The organism is Pseudomonas veronii (assembly GCF_002028325.1).
GTDB classification, from domain to species: domain Bacteria; phylum Pseudomonadota; class Gammaproteobacteria; order Pseudomonadales; family Pseudomonadaceae; genus Aquipseudomonas; species Aquipseudomonas veronii.
In genome coordinates this window covers 6836688-6852809 of record NZ_CP018420.1, presented here as the reverse complement: position 1 = coordinate 6852809, position 16122 = coordinate 6836688, and the positions used below count along the sequence as shown (strand labels likewise).

Sequence of the window (16122 nt, the reverse complement as noted above, 5' to 3'; positions counted from 1 at the left end):
GGATATCCCCTAAGTTGAAAGCCGGTGAGGCAAAAACAGCCGCCATTGTAGCGGTCGGCCGCCCACTTATCCACATGTAGGTTGCGCACAGGCCAGCCAAAATCAACGCCTTAACGTGAATAAAGGCGACCAATGGTCTGTGCATAAGCTCTGTGGATAAGCGCCCCTGAGCTCGTTGCACAAGTGGGGTCGAAAGTCTGTGGGTAACTGGCCTGTGGATAACAACCCATTCCACCCACAGCTTATCCGACAGCGCAGCACAGGCAGAGCACCGTTTCTCCCCCGTGTTGTCATTCTCTGTACATCACGTCGAATAAGGCCTTAAGGCAGTTATCCACAGAGGAACGCCTGCCTAGCTTTTATAAGCTTTACAGAAAAGCTTTAAATAACTTCCTTCTTTATTTTTATATCTATGGCATTGCCCTTGGAAGCTCGCTGGACAAAAAAGGGCGGATTGCCTGTAAAGATCTAATTGAAGGAAAAGCTGGTTGGAAATTGACCTAGAGGCTTGCTTTCTCTAGAATCGCCGGTCTCTTAAAACGGGGGCCATTCCGGCCCGTTGTGGACGAACCAGGTAACAACGCCATGAAACGTACTTTCCAACCAAGCACCATCAAACGCGCCCGTACCCACGGCTTCCGTGCTCGCATGGCTACCAAGAACGGCCGTGCTGTCCTGTCGCGTCGCCGCGCCAAAGGTCGTGCGCGTCTGGCAGTTTGATAATCCGGTACTGGTGGTGAGTCAGGACTTCAGTCGGGAAAAGCGTCTGCTTACCCCCCGGCACTTCAAGGCAGTCTTTGACTCCCCCACCGGCAAGGTTCCGGGGAAAAATCTCCTGCTCCTTGCGCGTAACAACGATCTGGATCACCCCCGTCTCGGGTTGGTGATCGGCAAGAAGAGCGTAAAGCTCTCCGTTGAGCGCAATCGCCTCAAGCGTCTGATGCGCGAATCGTTTCGCCTCCACCAGGACACTCTGGTTGGTTGGGATATTGTTATCGTCGCGCGCAAAGGCTTGGGGGACGTAGAAAACCCCGAATTGATTCAGCATTTCGGCAAGCTCTGGAAACGTCTGGCGCGTACCAACAAACCAGCACCAGCAGTCAGCACCGAAACTGTAGGGGTAGACAGCCTTGATGCGTAAACTGGCACTCGTTCCGATCCAGTTTTACCGCTATGCCATTAGTCCTCTGATGGCCAACCACTGTCGTTTCTACCCCAGTTGTTCCTGCTACGCGTTAGAGGCCATAGAAAATCATGGTCTTCTGCGCGGTGGCTGGCTGACCTTTCGTCGTTTAGGTCGCTGTCATCCGTGGAATCCCGGTGGTTATGACCCGGTTCCACCTATCCCTACCTCCCGTTCTTCTTCGATGGCCGAGTAATCATGGATATTAAACGCACGATCCTGATCGTCGCCCTGGCAATCGTGTCCTACGTCATGGTTCTTAAGTGGAACCAGGACTACGGCCAAGCTGCCCTGCCGACTCAGAATGTTGCTGCCAATCAGGCTGCGCCGGCTATTCCGGACACCCCGCTGGGTAACAATGCGTCCGCGAGTGCCGATGTTCCCAGCGCGAATGGCGAGACAAGCGCCCCTGTAGAAACGCCAGTTGTCACCAATAAAGACCTCATCCATGTGAAAACGGATGTGCTCGACCTGGCTATCGATCCACAAGGTGGTGATATCGCGCAGCTGAAACTGCCGCTGTATCCACGTCGCCAAGACCATCCGGATGTTCCGTTCCAGCTGTTCGATAACGGCGGCGAACGCGTTTATCTGGCACAAAGCGGCCTGACCGGCACCAACGGTCCGGATGCGCGTGCTACCGGTCGTCCGGTTTATTCGACCGAACAGAAGACTTATCAACTGGCTGACGGCCAGAACCAGTTGAACGTCGACCTGAAATTCAGCCTCGACGGCGTCAATTACATCAAACGCTTCAGCTTCACCCGCGGTTTGTACGACTTGAAGGTCACTTACCTGATCGACAACGAAAGCGACAAAGCGTGGAGCGGCAACCTGTTTGCCCAGCTCAAGCGTGATGGCAGCGCCGATCCTTCTTCCAGCACTGCCACCGGCACCGCGACTTACCTGGGCGCCGCCCTGTGGACAAGTAACGAGCCGTACAAAAAAGTGTCGATGAAAGATATCGACAAGGGCGCGCTGAAAGAAACCGTCCAAGGTGGTTGGGTTGCCTGGTTGCAACACTACTTCGTGACCGCGTGGATCCCGAACAAGGGTGAAGCCAACCTGGTGCAAACCCGCAAGGACAGCCAGGGCAACTACATCATCGGCTTTACTGGCCCGACGTTGACCGTTGCTCCAGGCGCCAAGGCTGAAACCACCGCGACCCTGTACGCCGGCCCGAAAAGCCAGGCAGTGCTCAAAGAGTTATCCCCAGGTCTGGAACTGACTGTGGATTACGGCATCCTGTGGTTCATTGCCCAGCCGATCTTCTGGCTGCTGCAACATATCCACAGCATCGTCGGCAACTGGGGCTTCTCGATCATCTTCCTGACGATGCTGATCAAGGGGATCTTCTTCCCACTGTCGGCCGCCAGTTACAAGTCGATGGCGCGCATGCGTGCCGTGGCCCCGAAACTGGCCGCGCTGAAAGAACAACATGGCGACGACCGGCAGAAAATGTCGCAGGCCATGATGGAGCTGTACAAGAAAGAGAAGATCAACCCGCTGGGTGGATGCTTGCCGATTCTGGTGCAGATGCCGGTATTCCTGTCGCTGTACTGGGTACTCCTGGAAAGCGTGGAAATGCGCCAGGCACCGTTCATGCTGTGGATAACTGACCTGTCGATCAAAGACCCGTTCTTTATCCTGCCGATCATCATGGGCGCGACCATGTTCATCCAGCAGCGCCTGAACCCGACTCCGCCGGATCCGATGCAGGCCAAGGTAATGAAAATGATGCCAATCATCTTCACCTTCTTCTTCCTGTGGTTCCCGGCTGGTCTGGTGCTGTACTGGGTGGTCAACAACGTGTTGTCGATCTCTCAACAGTGGTACATCACACGTAAGATCGAAGCGGCTACCAAAAAAGCCGCGGCGTAACTTACTCTGTGGATAACCACTCAAGACGCCCCCTAGTGGGGCGTTTTGCTTTCCGTCACTTTTGTTCTGGAACCTGCTGATGAGCGCTCCTCGTGAAACCATCGCTGCTGTCGCTACCGCCCAAGGTCGCGGCGGTGTCGGTATCGTTCGAATTTCCGGGCCGCTCGCCGGCATGGCTGCCAAGGCCATCAGCGGTCGTGAGTTGAAACCGCGCTACGCCCATTACGGCGCGTTTCTGGATGCGGATAACCAGGTGCTGGACGAAGGCCTGGCCCTCTATTTCCCGGGGCCGAATTCCTTTACCGGTGAAGATGTCCTTGAATTGCAGGGCCACGGAGGCCCCGTCGTGCTGGATATGCTGCTGCAGCGCTGCCTGCAACTGGGCTGTCGCCTGGCCCGGCCGGGAGAATTCAGCGAGCGTGCATTCCTCAACGACAAGCTCGACCTGGCCCAGGCCGAAGCCATTGCCGATTTGATCGAGGCCAGTTCTGCACAGGCGGCGCGCAACGCCTTGCGCTCACTGCAGGGTGCGTTTTCCCTGCGCGTGCATAACTTGACCGAGCAACTGATCAGCCTGCGCATCTATGTGGAGGCGGCGATTGATTTTCCGGAAGAAGAAATCGACTTCCTCGCCGATGGCCATGTATTGGCGATGCTGGATAAAGTCCGCGACGAGTTATCCACAGTGCTGCGCGAAGCCGGGCAGGGCGCGTTGTTGCGCGACGGCATGACCGTGGTGATTGCCGGGCGCCCCAACGCGGGCAAATCCAGCCTGCTCAATGCCCTGGCGGGCCGTGAAGCAGCGATCGTCACCGAGATTGCCGGCACCACCCGGGATATCCTGCGCGAACATATCCACATCGACGGCATGCCGCTGCACGTCGTCGATACGGCCGGGCTGCGTGACACCGACGACCAGGTGGAAAAGATCGGCGTGGAACGCGCCCTCAAGGCCATCGGCGAAGCCGACCGCGTGCTGCTGGTGGTAGACGCCACTGCGCCGGAGGCGGTGGACCCTTTCGCCCTGTGGCCGGAATTCCTCGAGCAACGGCCCGACCCGGCCAAAGTCACCTTGATCCGCAACAAGGCCGACCTGACTGGCGAAGCCATTGCCATGGAAACCAGCGAGGATGGCCACGTCACGATCAGCCTGAGTGCCAAGTCGGCCGGTGATGGCCTGGAGTTGCTGCGCGAACACCTCAAAGCCTGCATGGGCTATGAGCAGACGTCGGAAAGCAGCTTCAGCGCCCGTCGCAGGCACCTGGAGGCGCTGCGCCATGCCAGCGCGGCCCTGGAGCATGGTCGGGCGCAGCTGACCTTGGCAGGCGCCGGTGAGCTGCTGGCTGAGGATTTACGCCAGGCGCAGCAGCTATTGGGCGAGATCACCGGGGCATTCAGCTCGGATGACCTGCTGGGGCGGATCTTTTCCAGCTTCTGTATCGGTAAATAGACCTTCGTTGTCCACAGACAGGCCATTCGTGCCTGTCTGTTTCTCTTGTTTCAGCCGATTTCCTCTCTTTCTGCATTCCTGAGCCAGCCATTGGTGGCCTCGCCGTGGGCGCGATTTGCGTTGGCGCAGCAATTTCTGTGGATTAAGCCCTGTGAATAACCGCGCCTGTGCCCGGTTGATAACAGGGCTTGAAACCTGAGCGAAAACCCCTCTGTGGATAACCGCCTGTTTAATCCACAGGCTTAAAGCACTTATCCACGCCGCTCATGGACACATGACCACAGACTTTTGAATCTCTGTACATTACGTAAATAAAGGGCTGTAGCAATCTATCCACAGAAAGTAGGCTCAGTATAAATAAACATAAAAACAAAGATTTAATATCTTTCTCTCTTTTAATTTCGATTGTCTGTGATTCATCCACAGCTGGTTAAATTTTGTGCAAAGGGTTCTTTAGGAAGGGCTAAGTCCCTATACTGGCCGCCAAAGCTCTAAAACCAGCTCAATCAATCAATTCCTAATTACCTACATAAGCAGGCACGAGGTGCGTGGTGGATTTCCCTTCCCGTTTTGAAGTGATCGTCATCGGCGGCGGTCATGCCGGTACCGAGGCAGCACTGGCCTCAGCACGCATGGGTGCAAAAACCCTGTTGCTGACGCACAACGTGGAAACCCTTGGTGCCATGAGTTGCAACCCTGCCATTGGCGGCATCGGCAAAAGCCATCTGGTCAAGGAAATCGACGCCCTTGGCGGCGCGATGGCCATGGCCACCGACAAAGGGGGTATTCAATTTCGTGTGCTGAACAGCCGCAAAGGCCCAGCCGTGCGTGCGACCCGGGCACAAGCTGACCGCATCCTGTACAAGGCGGCGGTACGCGAAACCCTGGAAAACCAGGCGAACCTGTGGATATTTCAACAGGCAGCCGATGACCTGATCGTCGAACAAGACCAGGTCCGCGGTGTTGTCACCCAGATGGGCCTGCGTTTCTTCGCTGAATCCGTGGTGTTGACCACCGGCACGTTCCTCGGTGGACTTATCCACATCGGCATGCAGAACTATTCCGGTGGCCGCGCCGGCGATCCGCCGTCGATTGCCCTGGCACAACGCCTGCGCGAACTGCCGCTGCGGGTCGGTCGCCTGAAAACCGGGACGCCGCCGCGGATCGATGGGCGTTCGGTGGATTTCTCGGTGATGACCGAGCAGGCCGGCGATACGCCGATTCCGGTGATGTCGTTCATGGGTTCGAAAGAGCAGCACCCGAAACAGGTGAGCTGCTGGATTACCCACACCAATGCGCGTACCCACGAAATCATTGCCGCGAACCTCGACCGTTCGCCGATGTATTCCGGGGTGATCGAAGGCATCGGCCCGCGTTACTGCCCGTCGATCGAAGACAAGATCCACCGCTTTGCCGACAAGGAAAGCCACCAGGTCTTCATCGAGCCCGAAGGCTTGACCACTCACGAGCTGTACCCGAACGGGATTTCCACTTCCCTGCCGTTCGACGTGCAAATCCAGATCGTGCAATCGATTCGCGGCATGGAAAACGCGCACATCGTGCGTCCCGGCTACGCCATCGAGTACGACTACTTCGACCCGCGTGACCTGAAATACAGCCTGGAAACCAAAGTGATCGGCGGTCTGTTCTTCGCCGGGCAAATCAATGGCACCACCGGTTACGAAGAAGCCGGCGCCCAAGGTTTGCTGGCCGGGGCCAACGCCGCGTTGCGCGCGCAGGGCAAAGACAGCTGGTGCCCGCGTCGCGATGAAGCGTATATCGGCGTGTTGGTCGACGACCTGATCACCCTGGGTACCCAGGAACCGTACCGGATGTTCACTTCGCGAGCGGAATACCGTCTGATCCTGCGCGAAGACAACGCCGACCTGCGCCTGACCGAAAAAGGCCGCGAGTTGGGTCTGGTGGATGACACGCGTTGGGCGGCTTTCTGCAAGAAACGCGAAAGTATCGACCTGGAAGAGCAGCGCCTGAAAAGCACCTGGGTTCGCCCGGGTACCGAGCAGGGCGACGCGATCGCCGAAAAATTCGGCACGCCGCTGACCCACGAGTACAACCTGCTGAACCTGCTGTCCCGTCCGGAAATCGACTACGCTGGTCTGATTGAAGTGACCGGCGGCGGCGCAGACGATCCGCAGGTCGCCGAACAGGTCGAGATCAAAACCAAGTACGCCGGTTATATCGATCGCCAGCAGGACGAGATCGCTCGCCTGCGCGCCAGTGAAGACACCAAGCTGCCTGTGGATATCGATTACACCGGGATTTCCGGGCTGTCGAAAGAAATCCAAAGCAAGCTGGGGATAACTCGCCCGGAAACCCTGGGCCAGGCTTCACGGATCCCCGGTGTCACCCCGGCAGCCATTTCGCTGTTGATGATTCATTTGAAAAAACGCGGCGCGGGCCGTCAGTTGGAGCAAAGCGCTTGAGTTCGTTGGTCACCTCGCAACACGCCGAAGAGTTATCCACAGGAGCACGCCAGTTGGGTGTCGACCTGAGCCCCGCCCAGCACGAGTTGCTGCTCGGCTACCTGGCCCTGTTGATCAAATGGAACAAGGCTTACAACCTGACGGCGGTGCGCGACCCCGACGAAATGGTCTCGCGCCACTTGCTCGACAGCCTGAGCGTGATGCCGTTCATCGAAAACGGCCGCTGGCTCGACGTCGGCAGCGGCGGCGGGATGCCTGGCATTCCGCTCGCTATCCTGTTTCCCGAGTCGCAAGTGACCTGCCTGGACAGTAACGGCAAGAAGACCCGCTTCCTGACCCAGGTCAAACTCGAACTGAAGCTGGACAACCTGCAAGTTATCCACAGTCGCGTCGAAGCCTTCACGCCGCCGCAGCCTTTCAACGGAATTGTTTCCCGGGCTTTCAGCAGCATGGAGAATTTCAGCAACTGGACCCGCCACTTAGGCGACCGCGACACACGTTGGCTGGCAATGAAGGGCGTTCATCCAAGCGACGAGCTGTTAGCATTGCCGGCAGACTTCCACCTCGATAGCGAACACGCCTTGGCCGTACCCGGTTGCCAAGGCCAACGCCATCTGCTGATACTGCGCCGCACGGCATGATTGGGAACACAAGCAAGAATGGCTAAGGTATTCGCGATAGCGAACCAGAAAGGTGGCGTGGGTAAAACCACCACCTGCATCAACCTCGCAGCATCCCTGGTCGCGACCAAGCGCCGGGTGCTGTTGATCGATCTCGATCCACAGGGCAACGCCACCATGGGTAGCGGTGTGGATAAACACGGCCTGGAAAACTCGGTCTACGACTTGCTGATCGGCGAGTGCGACCTGGCCCAGGCCATGCACTATTCCGAACACGGCGGTTATCAACTGCTGCCGGCCAACCGCGACCTGACGGCGGCGGAAGTGGTGCTGCTGGAAATGCAGATGAAAGAAAGCCGTCTGCGCAGCGCCTTGGCGCCGATCCGCGAGAATTATGATTACATCTTGATCGACTGCCCGCCGTCGCTGTCGATGCTGACGCTCAATGCGCTGGTGGCCGCCGATGGCGTGATTATCCCCATGCAGTGCGAGTACTACGCACTGGAAGGCTTGAGCGACCTTGTGGATAACATCAAGCGCATCGCCGAACTGCTCAACCCGAACCTGCAGATCGAAGGCTTGCTGCGGACCATGTTCGATCCGCGCCTGAGCCTGATGAACGATGTGTCGGCGCAGCTCAAGGAACACTTCGGCGATCAGCTGTACGACACCGTGATCCCACGCAACATCCGCCTGGCCGAAGCGCCAAGCTATGGCATGCCCGCGCTGGCGTATGACAAGTCCTCGCGTGGCGCCATTGCCTACCTGGCATTGGCCGGCGAGATGGTTCGTCGTCAACGCCGCAACTCCCGTACCGCTGCAGCCCAGCCAACTTAAGGAAACCCCATGGCCGTCAAGAAACGAGGTCTCGGACGTGGACTGGATGCACTGCTGAGTGGTCCGACTGTCACGACCCTTGAAGAACAAGCGGTACAGGCCGACGAGCGCGAGCTGCAGCACTTGCCGCTGGACCTGATCCAGCGCGGCAAATACCAGCCGCGCCGGGACATGGACCCGCAGGCGCTGGAAGAACTGGCCAACTCGATCAAGGCCCAGGGCGTGATGCAGCCGATCGTGGTCCGCCCGATCGGCGCCGGCCGCTTTGAAATCATCGCCGGCGAACGCCGCTGGCGCGCGAGCCAACAGGCCGGCAAGGAAACCATCCCGGCGATGGTGCGCGATGTGCCGGATGAAACCGCCATCGCCATGGCGTTGATCGAGAACATCCAGCGCGAAGACCTCAATCCGATCGAAGAAGCGATCGCTTTGCAGCGTTTGCAGCAGGAATTCCAGCTGACCCAGCAACAAGTGGCCGATGCCGTGGGTAAATCCCGCGTGACCGTGTCCAACCTGCTGCGTCTGATCGCACTGCCGGAAGTCATCAAGACGATGCTTTCCCATGGCGACCTCGAAATGGGGCATGCGCGTGCTTTGCTCGGTTTACCGGAAAATCAACAGGTTGAAGGGGCGCGACACGTTGTCGCACGGGGTCTCACCGTTCGTCAGACCGAGGCCCTGGTTCGACAGTGGCTCAGTGGTAAACCTGCACCGGTCGAAGCGGTCAAAACTGATCCGGATATCGCGCGTCTCGAACAGCGCCTGGCCGAGCGCCTGGGCTCTGCGGTGCAAATTCGACATGGCAAGAAGGGTAAAGGCCAACTGGTCATCGGCTATAACTCGCTAGATGAGCTTCAGGGTGTTCTTGCCCACATCCGCTGAAACAATTGCTTATGTAGCGTGTGATCGGAAATCACTACCTGACAGTTGAATAGGGGCAGAACCGCCCCTATACTCTGCGCGCATTTTGTCGGCACAAATTATGCCAAGTTATTGATTTCCGGCAGCCGACCATTGAGGAGCAAGAGTGGTGGAAACCCGCACGCCAAACACGTCGTCGTTCCATCGCTTGGCCGTTTTCCCGGTTCTATTGGCGCAATTTGTCATTTTGCTGATCGCCGCACTGGCGCTTTGGTATTGGCATGGAGTCGTAGCGGGATACTCGGGACTCTGCGGAGGCCTGATAGCCTTGCTGCCCAATATGTATTTTGCTCACAGGGCCTTTCGGTTTTCCGGCGCCCGAGCAGCCCAGGCCATCGTCCGGTCTTTTTATGCCGGCGAGGCGGGGAAATTGATTTTGACGGCAGTGCTGTTTGCACTGACCTTTGCAGGTGTGAAGCCATTGGCGCCGCTGGCTGTATTCAGCGTCTTCGTGTTGACCCAACTGGTCAGCTGGTTCGCTCCCCTGCTAATGAAAACAAGACTTTCGAAACCTTAGGGCGTTTGAGGCAACCATGGCAGAAACAACCGCTTCGGGCTATATCCAGCACCACTTGCAGAACCTGACCTTCGGTCAGCTTCCCAACGGCGGCTGGGGCTTCGCCCACACCGCAGCAGAAGCCAAAGAAATGGGCTTCTGGGCTTTCCACCTGGATACTCTGGGCTGGTCGGTCGCATTGGGTCTGATTTTCGTCCTGATTTTCCGCATGGCGGCAAAGAAGGCGACTTCCGGTCAACCGGGTGCCCTGCAGAACTTCGTTGAAGTATTGGTCGAATTCGTCGATGGCAGCGTGAAAGACAGCTTCCATGGCCGTAGCCCGGTGATTGCACCGCTGGCACTGACCATCTTCGTCTGGGTGTTCCTGATGAACGCCGTCGACCTGATTCCGGTCGACTGGATTCCTCAGCTGGCCATCCTGATCACTGGCGATCACCACATTCCATTCCGTGCGGTGTCCACCACTGACCCTAACGCCACCCTGGGCATGGCCCTGTCGGTGTTCGCGTTGATCATTTTCTACAGCATCAAGGTCAAGGGCATCGGCGGCTTCATCGGCGAACTGACCCTGCACCCGTTCGGCAGCAAGAACATCTTCGTTCAAGCCCTGCTGATCCCGGTGAACTTCCTGCTGGAATTCGTGACCCTGGTCGCCAAGCCGATCTCCCTGGCCTTGCGACTGTTCGGCAACATGTATGCCGGCGAGCTGGTGTTCATTCTGATCGCTGTGATGTTCGGCAGCGGTCTGCTCTGGCTTAGCGGCCTGGGCGTTGTTCTGCAGTGGGCGTGGGCTGTGTTCCACATCCTGATCATCACCCTGCAGGCGTTTATCTTCATGATGCTGACCATCGTCTACCTGTCGATGGCGCACGAAGAGAACCATTAAGGCCAGTCTCGACTAGTCTGATGTCCTTCCCGGTAAAACGGGAAGGTGGCCTGAAAGGGCTATGAAACGATTTGTTTTACCGCTTTAAAATCTAAAAAACCTAAACCATACGACGTAAAAGTCGGGAGGAAAGATGGAAACTGTAGTTGGTCTAACCGCTATCGCTGTTGCACTGTTGATCGGCCTGGGCGCCCTGGGTACTGCCATTGGTTTCGGCCTGCTTGGCGGCAAATTCCTGGAAGGCGCAGCGCGTCAGCCAGAAATGGTTCCAATGCTGCAAGTTAAAATGTTCATCGTCGCCGGCCTGCTCGACGCCGTGACCATGATCGGCGTTGGTATCGCTCTGTTCTTCACCTTCGCGAACCCCTTCGTTGGTCAACTCGCTGGCTAATCACTCGAATTTTCGAGTTGATTGGGGTGATGGACAACGAATGAGCGAGGTGTTGGCGTGAACATTAATGCAACCCTGATTGGCCAATCCGTTGCGTTCTTCATTTTTGTAGTGTTTTGCATGAAGTTCGTGTGGCCTCCGGTCATCGCGGCTTTGCACGAACGTCAGAAGAAGATCGCGGATGGTTTGGACGCTGCCAGCCGTGCAGCTCGCGACCTGGAGTTGGCCCAAGAGAAAGTGGGTCATCAACTGCGCGATGCTAAAGCACAGGCAGCTGAAATCATTGAGCAAGCCAAGAAGCGCGGCAACCAGATCGTCGAAGAGGCTGTTGAAAAAGCCCGCGTCGAAGCTGATCGTGTGAAGGCTTCGGCTCATGCCGAGATCGAACAGGAACTGAACGGCGTCAAAGACGCGCTGCGTGCCCAACTGGGTGCGCTGGCGGTCGGCGGTGCCGAGAAGATCCTCGGTGCCACAATCGATCAAAACGCGCACGCGGAGCTGGTTAATAAACTGGCTGCTGAAATTTAAGCGAGGGCGATCATGGCAGAACTGACCACGTTGGCCCGACCTTACGCTAAGGCAGCCTTCGAGCACGCCCAGGCCCACCAGCAGCTGGCCTCTTGGTCAGCCATGCTCGGCCTGGCTGCAGCAGTGTCGCAAGACGACACCATGCAGCGCGTGCTCAAGGCCCCGCGCCTGACGAGCGCAGACAAGGCCGCCACGTTTATTGACGTGTGCGGCGACAAGTTCGATGTGAAAGTGCAGAACTTCATTCACGTCGTTGCCGAAAACGACCGTCTCCCGCTTCTGCCGGAGATTGCCGCTCTGTTCGACCTGTTCAAGGCCGAGCAAGAGAAGTCGGTAGACGTTGAAGTGACCAGTGCTTTTGCATTGAACCAAGAACAGCAAGACAAACTCGCCAAGGTTCTCAGTGCACGACTCGACCGGGAAGTGCGCCTGCAAGTTGCGGAAGACAAATCCCTCATTGGGGGCATTGTCATTCGCGCCGGCGACCTGGTTATCGATGGCTCGGTTCGCGGCAAACTCGCGAGCCTTGCCGAAGCATTGAAATCTTGAGTTTGAAGGGGCAGCAGAGCAATGCAGCAACTCAATCCTTCCGAAATAAGTGAAATTATCAAGGGCCGCATCGACAAACTCGATGTGACCTCCCAAGCCCGTAACGAAGGCACTGTCGTCAGCGTATCTGACGGCATCGTGCGGATTCACGGTCTGGCCGACGTCATGTACGGCGAGATGATCGAGTTTCCGGGCGGCGTCTACGGTATGGCCCTCAACCTGGAGCAAGACTCCGTAGGTGCCGTTGTATTGGGCGCGTACACCAGTCTGGCTGAAGGCATGAGCGCCAAGTGCACCGGCCGCATCCTGGAGGTTCCGGTTGGTAAGGAACTGCTGGGTCGCGTAGTCGACGCACTGGGTAACCCAGTTGACGGCAAAGGTCCGCTGAACAACACCGAGACCGATGCGGTCGAGAAAGTTGCTCCAGGCGTGATCTGGCGTAAGTCGGTAGACCAGCCTGTACAGACTGGCTACAAGGCTGTCGATGCCATGATCCCAGTCGGCCGTGGCCAGCGTGAGCTGATCATCGGTGACCGTCAGATCGGTAAAACCGCTCTGGCGATCGACGCGATCATCAACCAGAAGAACAGCGGCATTTTCTGCGTCTACGTAGCCATCGGTCAGAAACAATCGACCATCGCCAACGTGGTTCGCAAGCTGGAAGAAAACGGCGCCCTGGCCAACACGATCATCGTGGCTGCCAGTGCTTCGGAATCTCCTGCGCTGCAATTCCTGGCACCGTACTCCGGTTGCACCATGGGTGAATTCTTCCGCGACCGCGGTGAAGACGCGCTGATCGTTTATGACGATCTGTCCAAGCAAGCAGTGGCTTACCGCCAGATTTCCCTGCTGCTGCGCCGTCCACCAGGCCGTGAAGCCTACCCAGGCGACGTGTTCTATCTCCACTCCCGTCTGCTGGAGCGCGCATCCCGCGTTTCGGAAGAATACGTAGAGAAGTTCACCAACGGCGCAGTGACCGGCAAAACCGGTTCCCTGACCGCACTGCCGATCATCGAAACCCAGGCTGGCGACGTTTCCGCGTTCGTTCCGACCAACGTGATTTCCATCACCGACGGTCAGATCTTCCTGGAATCGGCCATGTTCAACTCGGGCATCCGCCCTGCAGTGAACGCCGGTGTTTCGGTATCCCGTGTGGGTGGTGCCGCTCAGACCAAGATCATCAAGAAGCTCTCCGGTGGTATCCGTACCGCTCTGGCTCAGTACCGTGAACTGGCGGCATTCGCCCAGTTCGCTTCTGACCTGGACGAAGCGACCCGTAAGCAACTTGAGCATGGTCAGCGCGTTACCGAGCTGATGAAGCAGAAGCAATACGCCCCGATGTCGATCGCTGACATGGCGTTGTCGCTGTATGCCGCTGAGCGTGGGTTCCTGACCGACGTTGAAATCGCCAAGGTCGGCAGCTTTGAACAAGCGCTGATTGCTTACTTCAACCGCGATCACGCCGAATTGATGGCGAAGATCAACGTGAAGGGTGACTTCAATGACGATATCGACGCTGGCATGAAAGCCGGTATCGAGAAGTTCAAGGCCACCCAAACCTGGTAAGCCGCAGCGGGAGCCGCAAGGCTCCCGCTTGCTAACCTGATAGGTGTTACATGGCAGGCGCAAAAGAGATTCGCAGTAAGATTGCGAGCATCAAAAGCACGCAAAAAATTACCAGCGCCATGGAAAAAGTGGCGGTCAGCAAAATGCGCAAGGCACAAATGCGTATGTCGGCTAGCCGTCCTTATGCGGAGCGTATCCGCCAGGTAATTGGGCATTTGGCCAACGCCAACCCGGAATACCGCCACCCGTTCATGATCGACCGCGAAGTTAAGCGTGTGGGTTATGTGGTAGTGAGCAGTGACCGTGGTTTGTGCGGTGGTTTGAATACCAACCTGTTCAAGGCCCTGGTCAAGGACATGGCGGTAAACCGCGAAAACGGCGTCGAGATCGATCTGTGTGTAGTTGGTAGCAAGGGTGCGGCCTTTTTCCGCAACTTCGGCGGTAACGTCGTTGCAGCTATCAGCCACCTGGGTGAAGAGCCGTCGATCAATGATTTGATCGGCAGTGTGAAGGTGATGCTGGATGCGTACCTGGAAGGCCGGATTGACCGCCTGTCCGTGGTATCCAACAAGTTCATCAACACCATGACCCAGCAGCCTACCGTGGAGCAATTGATTCCACTGGTGGCGACTCCGGATCAGGAACTCAAGCACCACTGGGACTACCTCTACGAACCAGACGCCAAAGAGCTGCTTGACGGCTTGATGGTGCGCTACGTGGAGTCGCAGGTGTACCAGGCGGTGGTCGAGAACAACGCAGCTGAACAAGCGGCGCGGATGATCGCGATGAAAAACGCTACCGATAACGCCGGTGATCTGATCAGCGATTTGCAGCTGATCTACAACAAGGCGCGTCAGGCTGCGATCACCCAAGAGATCTCGGAAATCGTCGGCGGCGCTGCCGCGGTTTAACGGTTCAAATATTCAGAGGATCCAGCTATGAGTAGCGGACGTATCGTTCAAATCATCGGCGCCGTTATCGACGTGGAATTTCCACGCGACAGCGTACCGAGCATCTACAACGCTTTGAAAGTACAAAGCGATGCAGGCACCACTCTGGAAGTTCAGCAGCAGCTGGGCGACGGCGTGGTTCGTACCATTGCAATGGGTTCCACCGAGGGCTTGAAGCGCGGTCTGGGTGTTCTGGACACTGGCGCTGCCATCTCCGTACCGGTCGGTAAAGCGACCCTGGGCCGGATCATGGACGTTCTGGGTAACCCGATTGACGAAGCTGGCCCGATCGACACCGAAGAGCGCTGGGGCATTCACCGTCCAGCACCTTCGTTCGCGGAACAAGCTGGCGGCAACGACCTGCTGGAAACCGGCATCAAGGTTATCGACCTGGTTTGCCCGTTCGCCAAGGGCGGTAAAGTCGGTCTGTTCGGTGGTGCCGGTGTAGGCAAGACCGTAAACATGATGGAACTGATCCGTAACATCGCCATCGAGCACAGCGGTTATTCCGTGTTCGCCGGTGTGGGTGAGCGTACTCGTGAGGGTAACGACTTCTACCACGAGATGAAGGACTCCAACGTTCTGGACAAAGTGGCACTGGTTTACGGTCAGATGAACGAGCCGCCGGGAAACCGTCTGCGCGTAGCACTGACCGGCCTGACCATGGCCGAGAAGTTCCGTGACGAAGGTAACGACGTTCTGCTGTTCGTCGACAACATCTATCGTTACACCCTGGCCGGTACTGAAGTATCCGCACTGCTGGGCCGTATGCCTTCGGCAGTAGGTTACCAGCCGACCCTGGCTGAAGAGATGGGCGTTCTGCAAGAACGTATCACTTCGACCAAGGAAGGTTCGATCACTTCGATCCAAGCGGTATACGTACCTGCGGATGACTTGACCGACCCGTCGCCAGCGACCACCTTCGCCCACTTGGACGCCACCGTCGTTCTGTCCCGTGACATCGCTTCCCTGGGTATCTACCCAGCGGTCGATCCACTCGACTCGACTTCGCGCCAGCTGGACCCGAACGTGATCGGCCAGGAGCACTACGACACCGCTCGCGGCGTTCAGTACGTGCTGCAGCGTTACAAAGAACTGAAGGACATCATTGCGATCCTGGGTATGGACGAGCTGTCGGAAACCGACAAGCAGTTGGTATCCCGCGCTCGTAAGATCCAGCGTTTCTTGTCGCAGCCGTTCTTCGTGGCTGAAGTCTTCACCGGTGCCTCGGGTAAATACGTTTCCCTGAAAGACACCATTGCTGGCTTCAAAGGCATCCTCAACGGTGACTACGACCACCTGCCAGAACAAGCGTTCTACATGGTCGGCGGCATCGAAGAAGCGATCGAGAAAGCCAAGAAACTGTAATCCCGGCGCCCGGCAACGGGCGCTCATCAGG

At 57.3% G+C, this 16122-nt stretch carries 17 protein-coding genes; all 17 read left to right on the top strand.

The genetic code is table 11. From position 1 onward, the window contains the following. The first annotated feature begins 585 nt into the window (after window positions 1–585). The 17 genes from rpmH to atpD all read left to right on the top strand — a co-directional run bounded on the left by rpmH (window position 586) and on the right by atpD (window position 16091). Window positions 586–720, top strand: coding sequence for a 50S ribosomal protein L34 (gene rpmH / locus PverR02_RS31525; protein WP_003213577.1), 135 nt, complete (start codon window positions 586–588; stop codon window positions 718–720). A gap of 16 nt (window positions 721–736) precedes the next feature. Next, on the top strand, window positions 737–1141 hold the full coding sequence (gene rnpA, locus PverR02_RS31520) for a ribonuclease P protein component (RefSeq protein WP_010565857.1): 405 nt from the start codon (window positions 737–739) through the stop codon (window positions 1139–1141). Next, on the top strand, window positions 1134–1379 hold the full coding sequence (gene yidD / locus PverR02_RS31515) for a membrane protein insertion efficiency factor YidD (RefSeq protein ID WP_003213574.1): 246 nt from the start codon (window positions 1134–1136) through the stop codon (window positions 1377–1379). Before rnpA ends, yidD begins: the two co-directional genes overlap by 8 nt. 2 nt (window positions 1380–1381) lie before the next feature. Next, window positions 1382–3064 (top strand): membrane protein insertase YidC, encoded by a 1683-nt coding sequence (gene yidC, locus PverR02_RS31510; protein ID WP_046381578.1) that lies wholly within the window; start codon window positions 1382–1384, stop codon window positions 3062–3064. Window positions 3065–3143: 79 nt separating this feature from the next. Further along, a complete protein-coding gene (gene mnmE / locus PverR02_RS31505; RefSeq protein ID WP_017848941.1) occupies window positions 3144–4514 on the top strand; it encodes a tRNA uridine-5-carboxymethylaminomethyl(34) synthesis GTPase MnmE in 1371 nt (456 codons plus the stop codon). Window positions 4515–5065: 551 nt separating this feature from the next. Further along, on the top strand, window positions 5066–6958 hold the full coding sequence (mnmG, locus tag PverR02_RS31495; protein WP_046381580.1) for a tRNA uridine-5-carboxymethylaminomethyl(34) synthesis enzyme MnmG: 1893 nt from the start codon (window positions 5066–5068) through the stop codon (window positions 6956–6958). Continuing rightward, window positions 6955–7599, top strand: a complete 645-nt coding sequence (gene rsmG / locus PverR02_RS31490; RefSeq protein ID WP_026140276.1) for a 16S rRNA (guanine(527)-N(7))-methyltransferase RsmG — start codon at window positions 6955–6957, stop codon at window positions 7597–7599. The genes mnmG and rsmG overlap by 4 nt, the downstream gene beginning before the upstream one ends. A gap of 18 nt (window positions 7600–7617) precedes the next feature. Continuing rightward, window positions 7618–8415, top strand: a complete 798-nt coding sequence (locus PverR02_RS31485; RefSeq protein ID WP_016978715.1) for a ParA family protein — start codon at window positions 7618–7620, stop codon at window positions 8413–8415. Window positions 8416–8424: 9 nt separating this feature from the next. Continuing rightward, window positions 8425–9297: a ParB/RepB/Spo0J family partition protein gene (locus tag PverR02_RS31480; protein ID WP_017848938.1), complete on the top strand. Its 873-nt coding sequence runs from the start codon at window positions 8425–8427 to the stop codon at window positions 9295–9297. Between the two features lie 148 nt (window positions 9298–9445). Further along, a complete protein-coding gene (locus PverR02_RS31475; RefSeq protein WP_026140275.1) occupies window positions 9446–9853 on the top strand; it encodes a F0F1 ATP synthase subunit I in 408 nt (135 codons plus the stop codon). Between the two features lie 16 nt (window positions 9854–9869). Then, window positions 9870–10739 (top strand): F0F1 ATP synthase subunit A, encoded by an 870-nt coding sequence (gene atpB / locus PverR02_RS31470; protein ID WP_017848936.1) that lies wholly within the window; start codon window positions 9870–9872, stop codon window positions 10737–10739. A 133-nt stretch (window positions 10740–10872) separates the two neighbouring features. Beyond that, window positions 10873–11130: a F0F1 ATP synthase subunit C gene (gene atpE / locus PverR02_RS31465; protein WP_002555987.1), complete on the top strand. Its 258-nt coding sequence runs from the start codon at window positions 10873–10875 to the stop codon at window positions 11128–11130. A gap of 57 nt (window positions 11131–11187) precedes the next feature. Beyond that, window positions 11188–11658, top strand: coding sequence for a F0F1 ATP synthase subunit B (locus PverR02_RS31460; protein ID WP_015886647.1), 471 nt, complete (start codon window positions 11188–11190; stop codon window positions 11656–11658). A 12-nt stretch (window positions 11659–11670) separates the two neighbouring features. Further along, window positions 11671–12207, top strand: a complete 537-nt coding sequence (locus PverR02_RS31455) for a F0F1 ATP synthase subunit delta (RefSeq protein ID WP_017848934.1) — start codon at window positions 11671–11673, stop codon at window positions 12205–12207. 21 nt (window positions 12208–12228) lie between these two features. Further along, window positions 12229–13773 carry a F0F1 ATP synthase subunit alpha gene (gene atpA / locus PverR02_RS31450; protein WP_017848933.1) on the top strand — a complete coding sequence of 515 codons (1545 nt, stop codon included), beginning with the start codon at window positions 12229–12231 and terminating at the stop codon, window positions 13771–13773. A 50-nt stretch (window positions 13774–13823) separates the two neighbouring features. Next, on the top strand, window positions 13824–14684 hold the full coding sequence (gene atpG / locus PverR02_RS31445; protein WP_017848932.1) for a F0F1 ATP synthase subunit gamma: 861 nt from the start codon (window positions 13824–13826) through the stop codon (window positions 14682–14684). Between the two features lie 27 nt (window positions 14685–14711). Next, a complete protein-coding gene (atpD, locus tag PverR02_RS31440; RefSeq protein WP_010565871.1) occupies window positions 14712–16091 on the top strand; it encodes a F0F1 ATP synthase subunit beta in 1380 nt (459 codons plus the stop codon). The last annotated feature ends 31 nt before the right edge of the window (window positions 16092–16122 follow it).

What these genes read in the sequence shown, in the direction of transcription:
- PverR02_RS31480 (WP_017848938.1), top strand. Translation starts at nt 8,425, where the DNA reads ATGGCCGTCAAGAAACGAGGTCTCGGACGTGGACTGGATGCACTGCTG.
- PverR02_RS31485 (WP_016978715.1), top strand. Translation starts at nt 7,618, where the DNA reads ATGGCTAAGGTATTCGCGATAGCGAACCAGAAAGGTGGCGTGGGTAAA.
- atpD (WP_010565871.1), top strand. Translation starts at nt 14,712, where the DNA reads ATGAGTAGCGGACGTATCGTTCAAATCATCGGCGCCGTTATCGACGTG.
- atpG (WP_017848932.1), top strand. Translation starts at nt 13,824, where the DNA reads ATGGCAGGCGCAAAAGAGATTCGCAGTAAGATTGCGAGCATCAAAAGC.
- yidD (WP_003213574.1), top strand. Translation starts at nt 1,134, where the DNA reads ATGCGTAAACTGGCACTCGTTCCGATCCAGTTTTACCGCTATGCCATT.
- PverR02_RS31455 (WP_017848934.1), top strand. Translation starts at nt 11,671, where the DNA reads ATGGCAGAACTGACCACGTTGGCCCGACCTTACGCTAAGGCAGCCTTC.
- rpmH (WP_003213577.1), top strand. Translation starts at nt 586, where the DNA reads ATGAAACGTACTTTCCAACCAAGCACCATCAAACGCGCCCGTACCCAC.
- atpA (WP_017848933.1), top strand. Translation starts at nt 12,229, where the DNA reads ATGCAGCAACTCAATCCTTCCGAAATAAGTGAAATTATCAAGGGCCGC.
- atpE (WP_002555987.1), top strand. Translation starts at nt 10,873, where the DNA reads ATGGAAACTGTAGTTGGTCTAACCGCTATCGCTGTTGCACTGTTGATC.
- mnmE (WP_017848941.1), top strand. Translation starts at nt 3,144, where the DNA reads ATGAGCGCTCCTCGTGAAACCATCGCTGCTGTCGCTACCGCCCAAGGT.
- atpB (WP_017848936.1), top strand. Translation starts at nt 9,870, where the DNA reads ATGGCAGAAACAACCGCTTCGGGCTATATCCAGCACCACTTGCAGAAC.
- yidC (WP_046381578.1), top strand. Translation starts at nt 1,382, where the DNA reads ATGGATATTAAACGCACGATCCTGATCGTCGCCCTGGCAATCGTGTCC.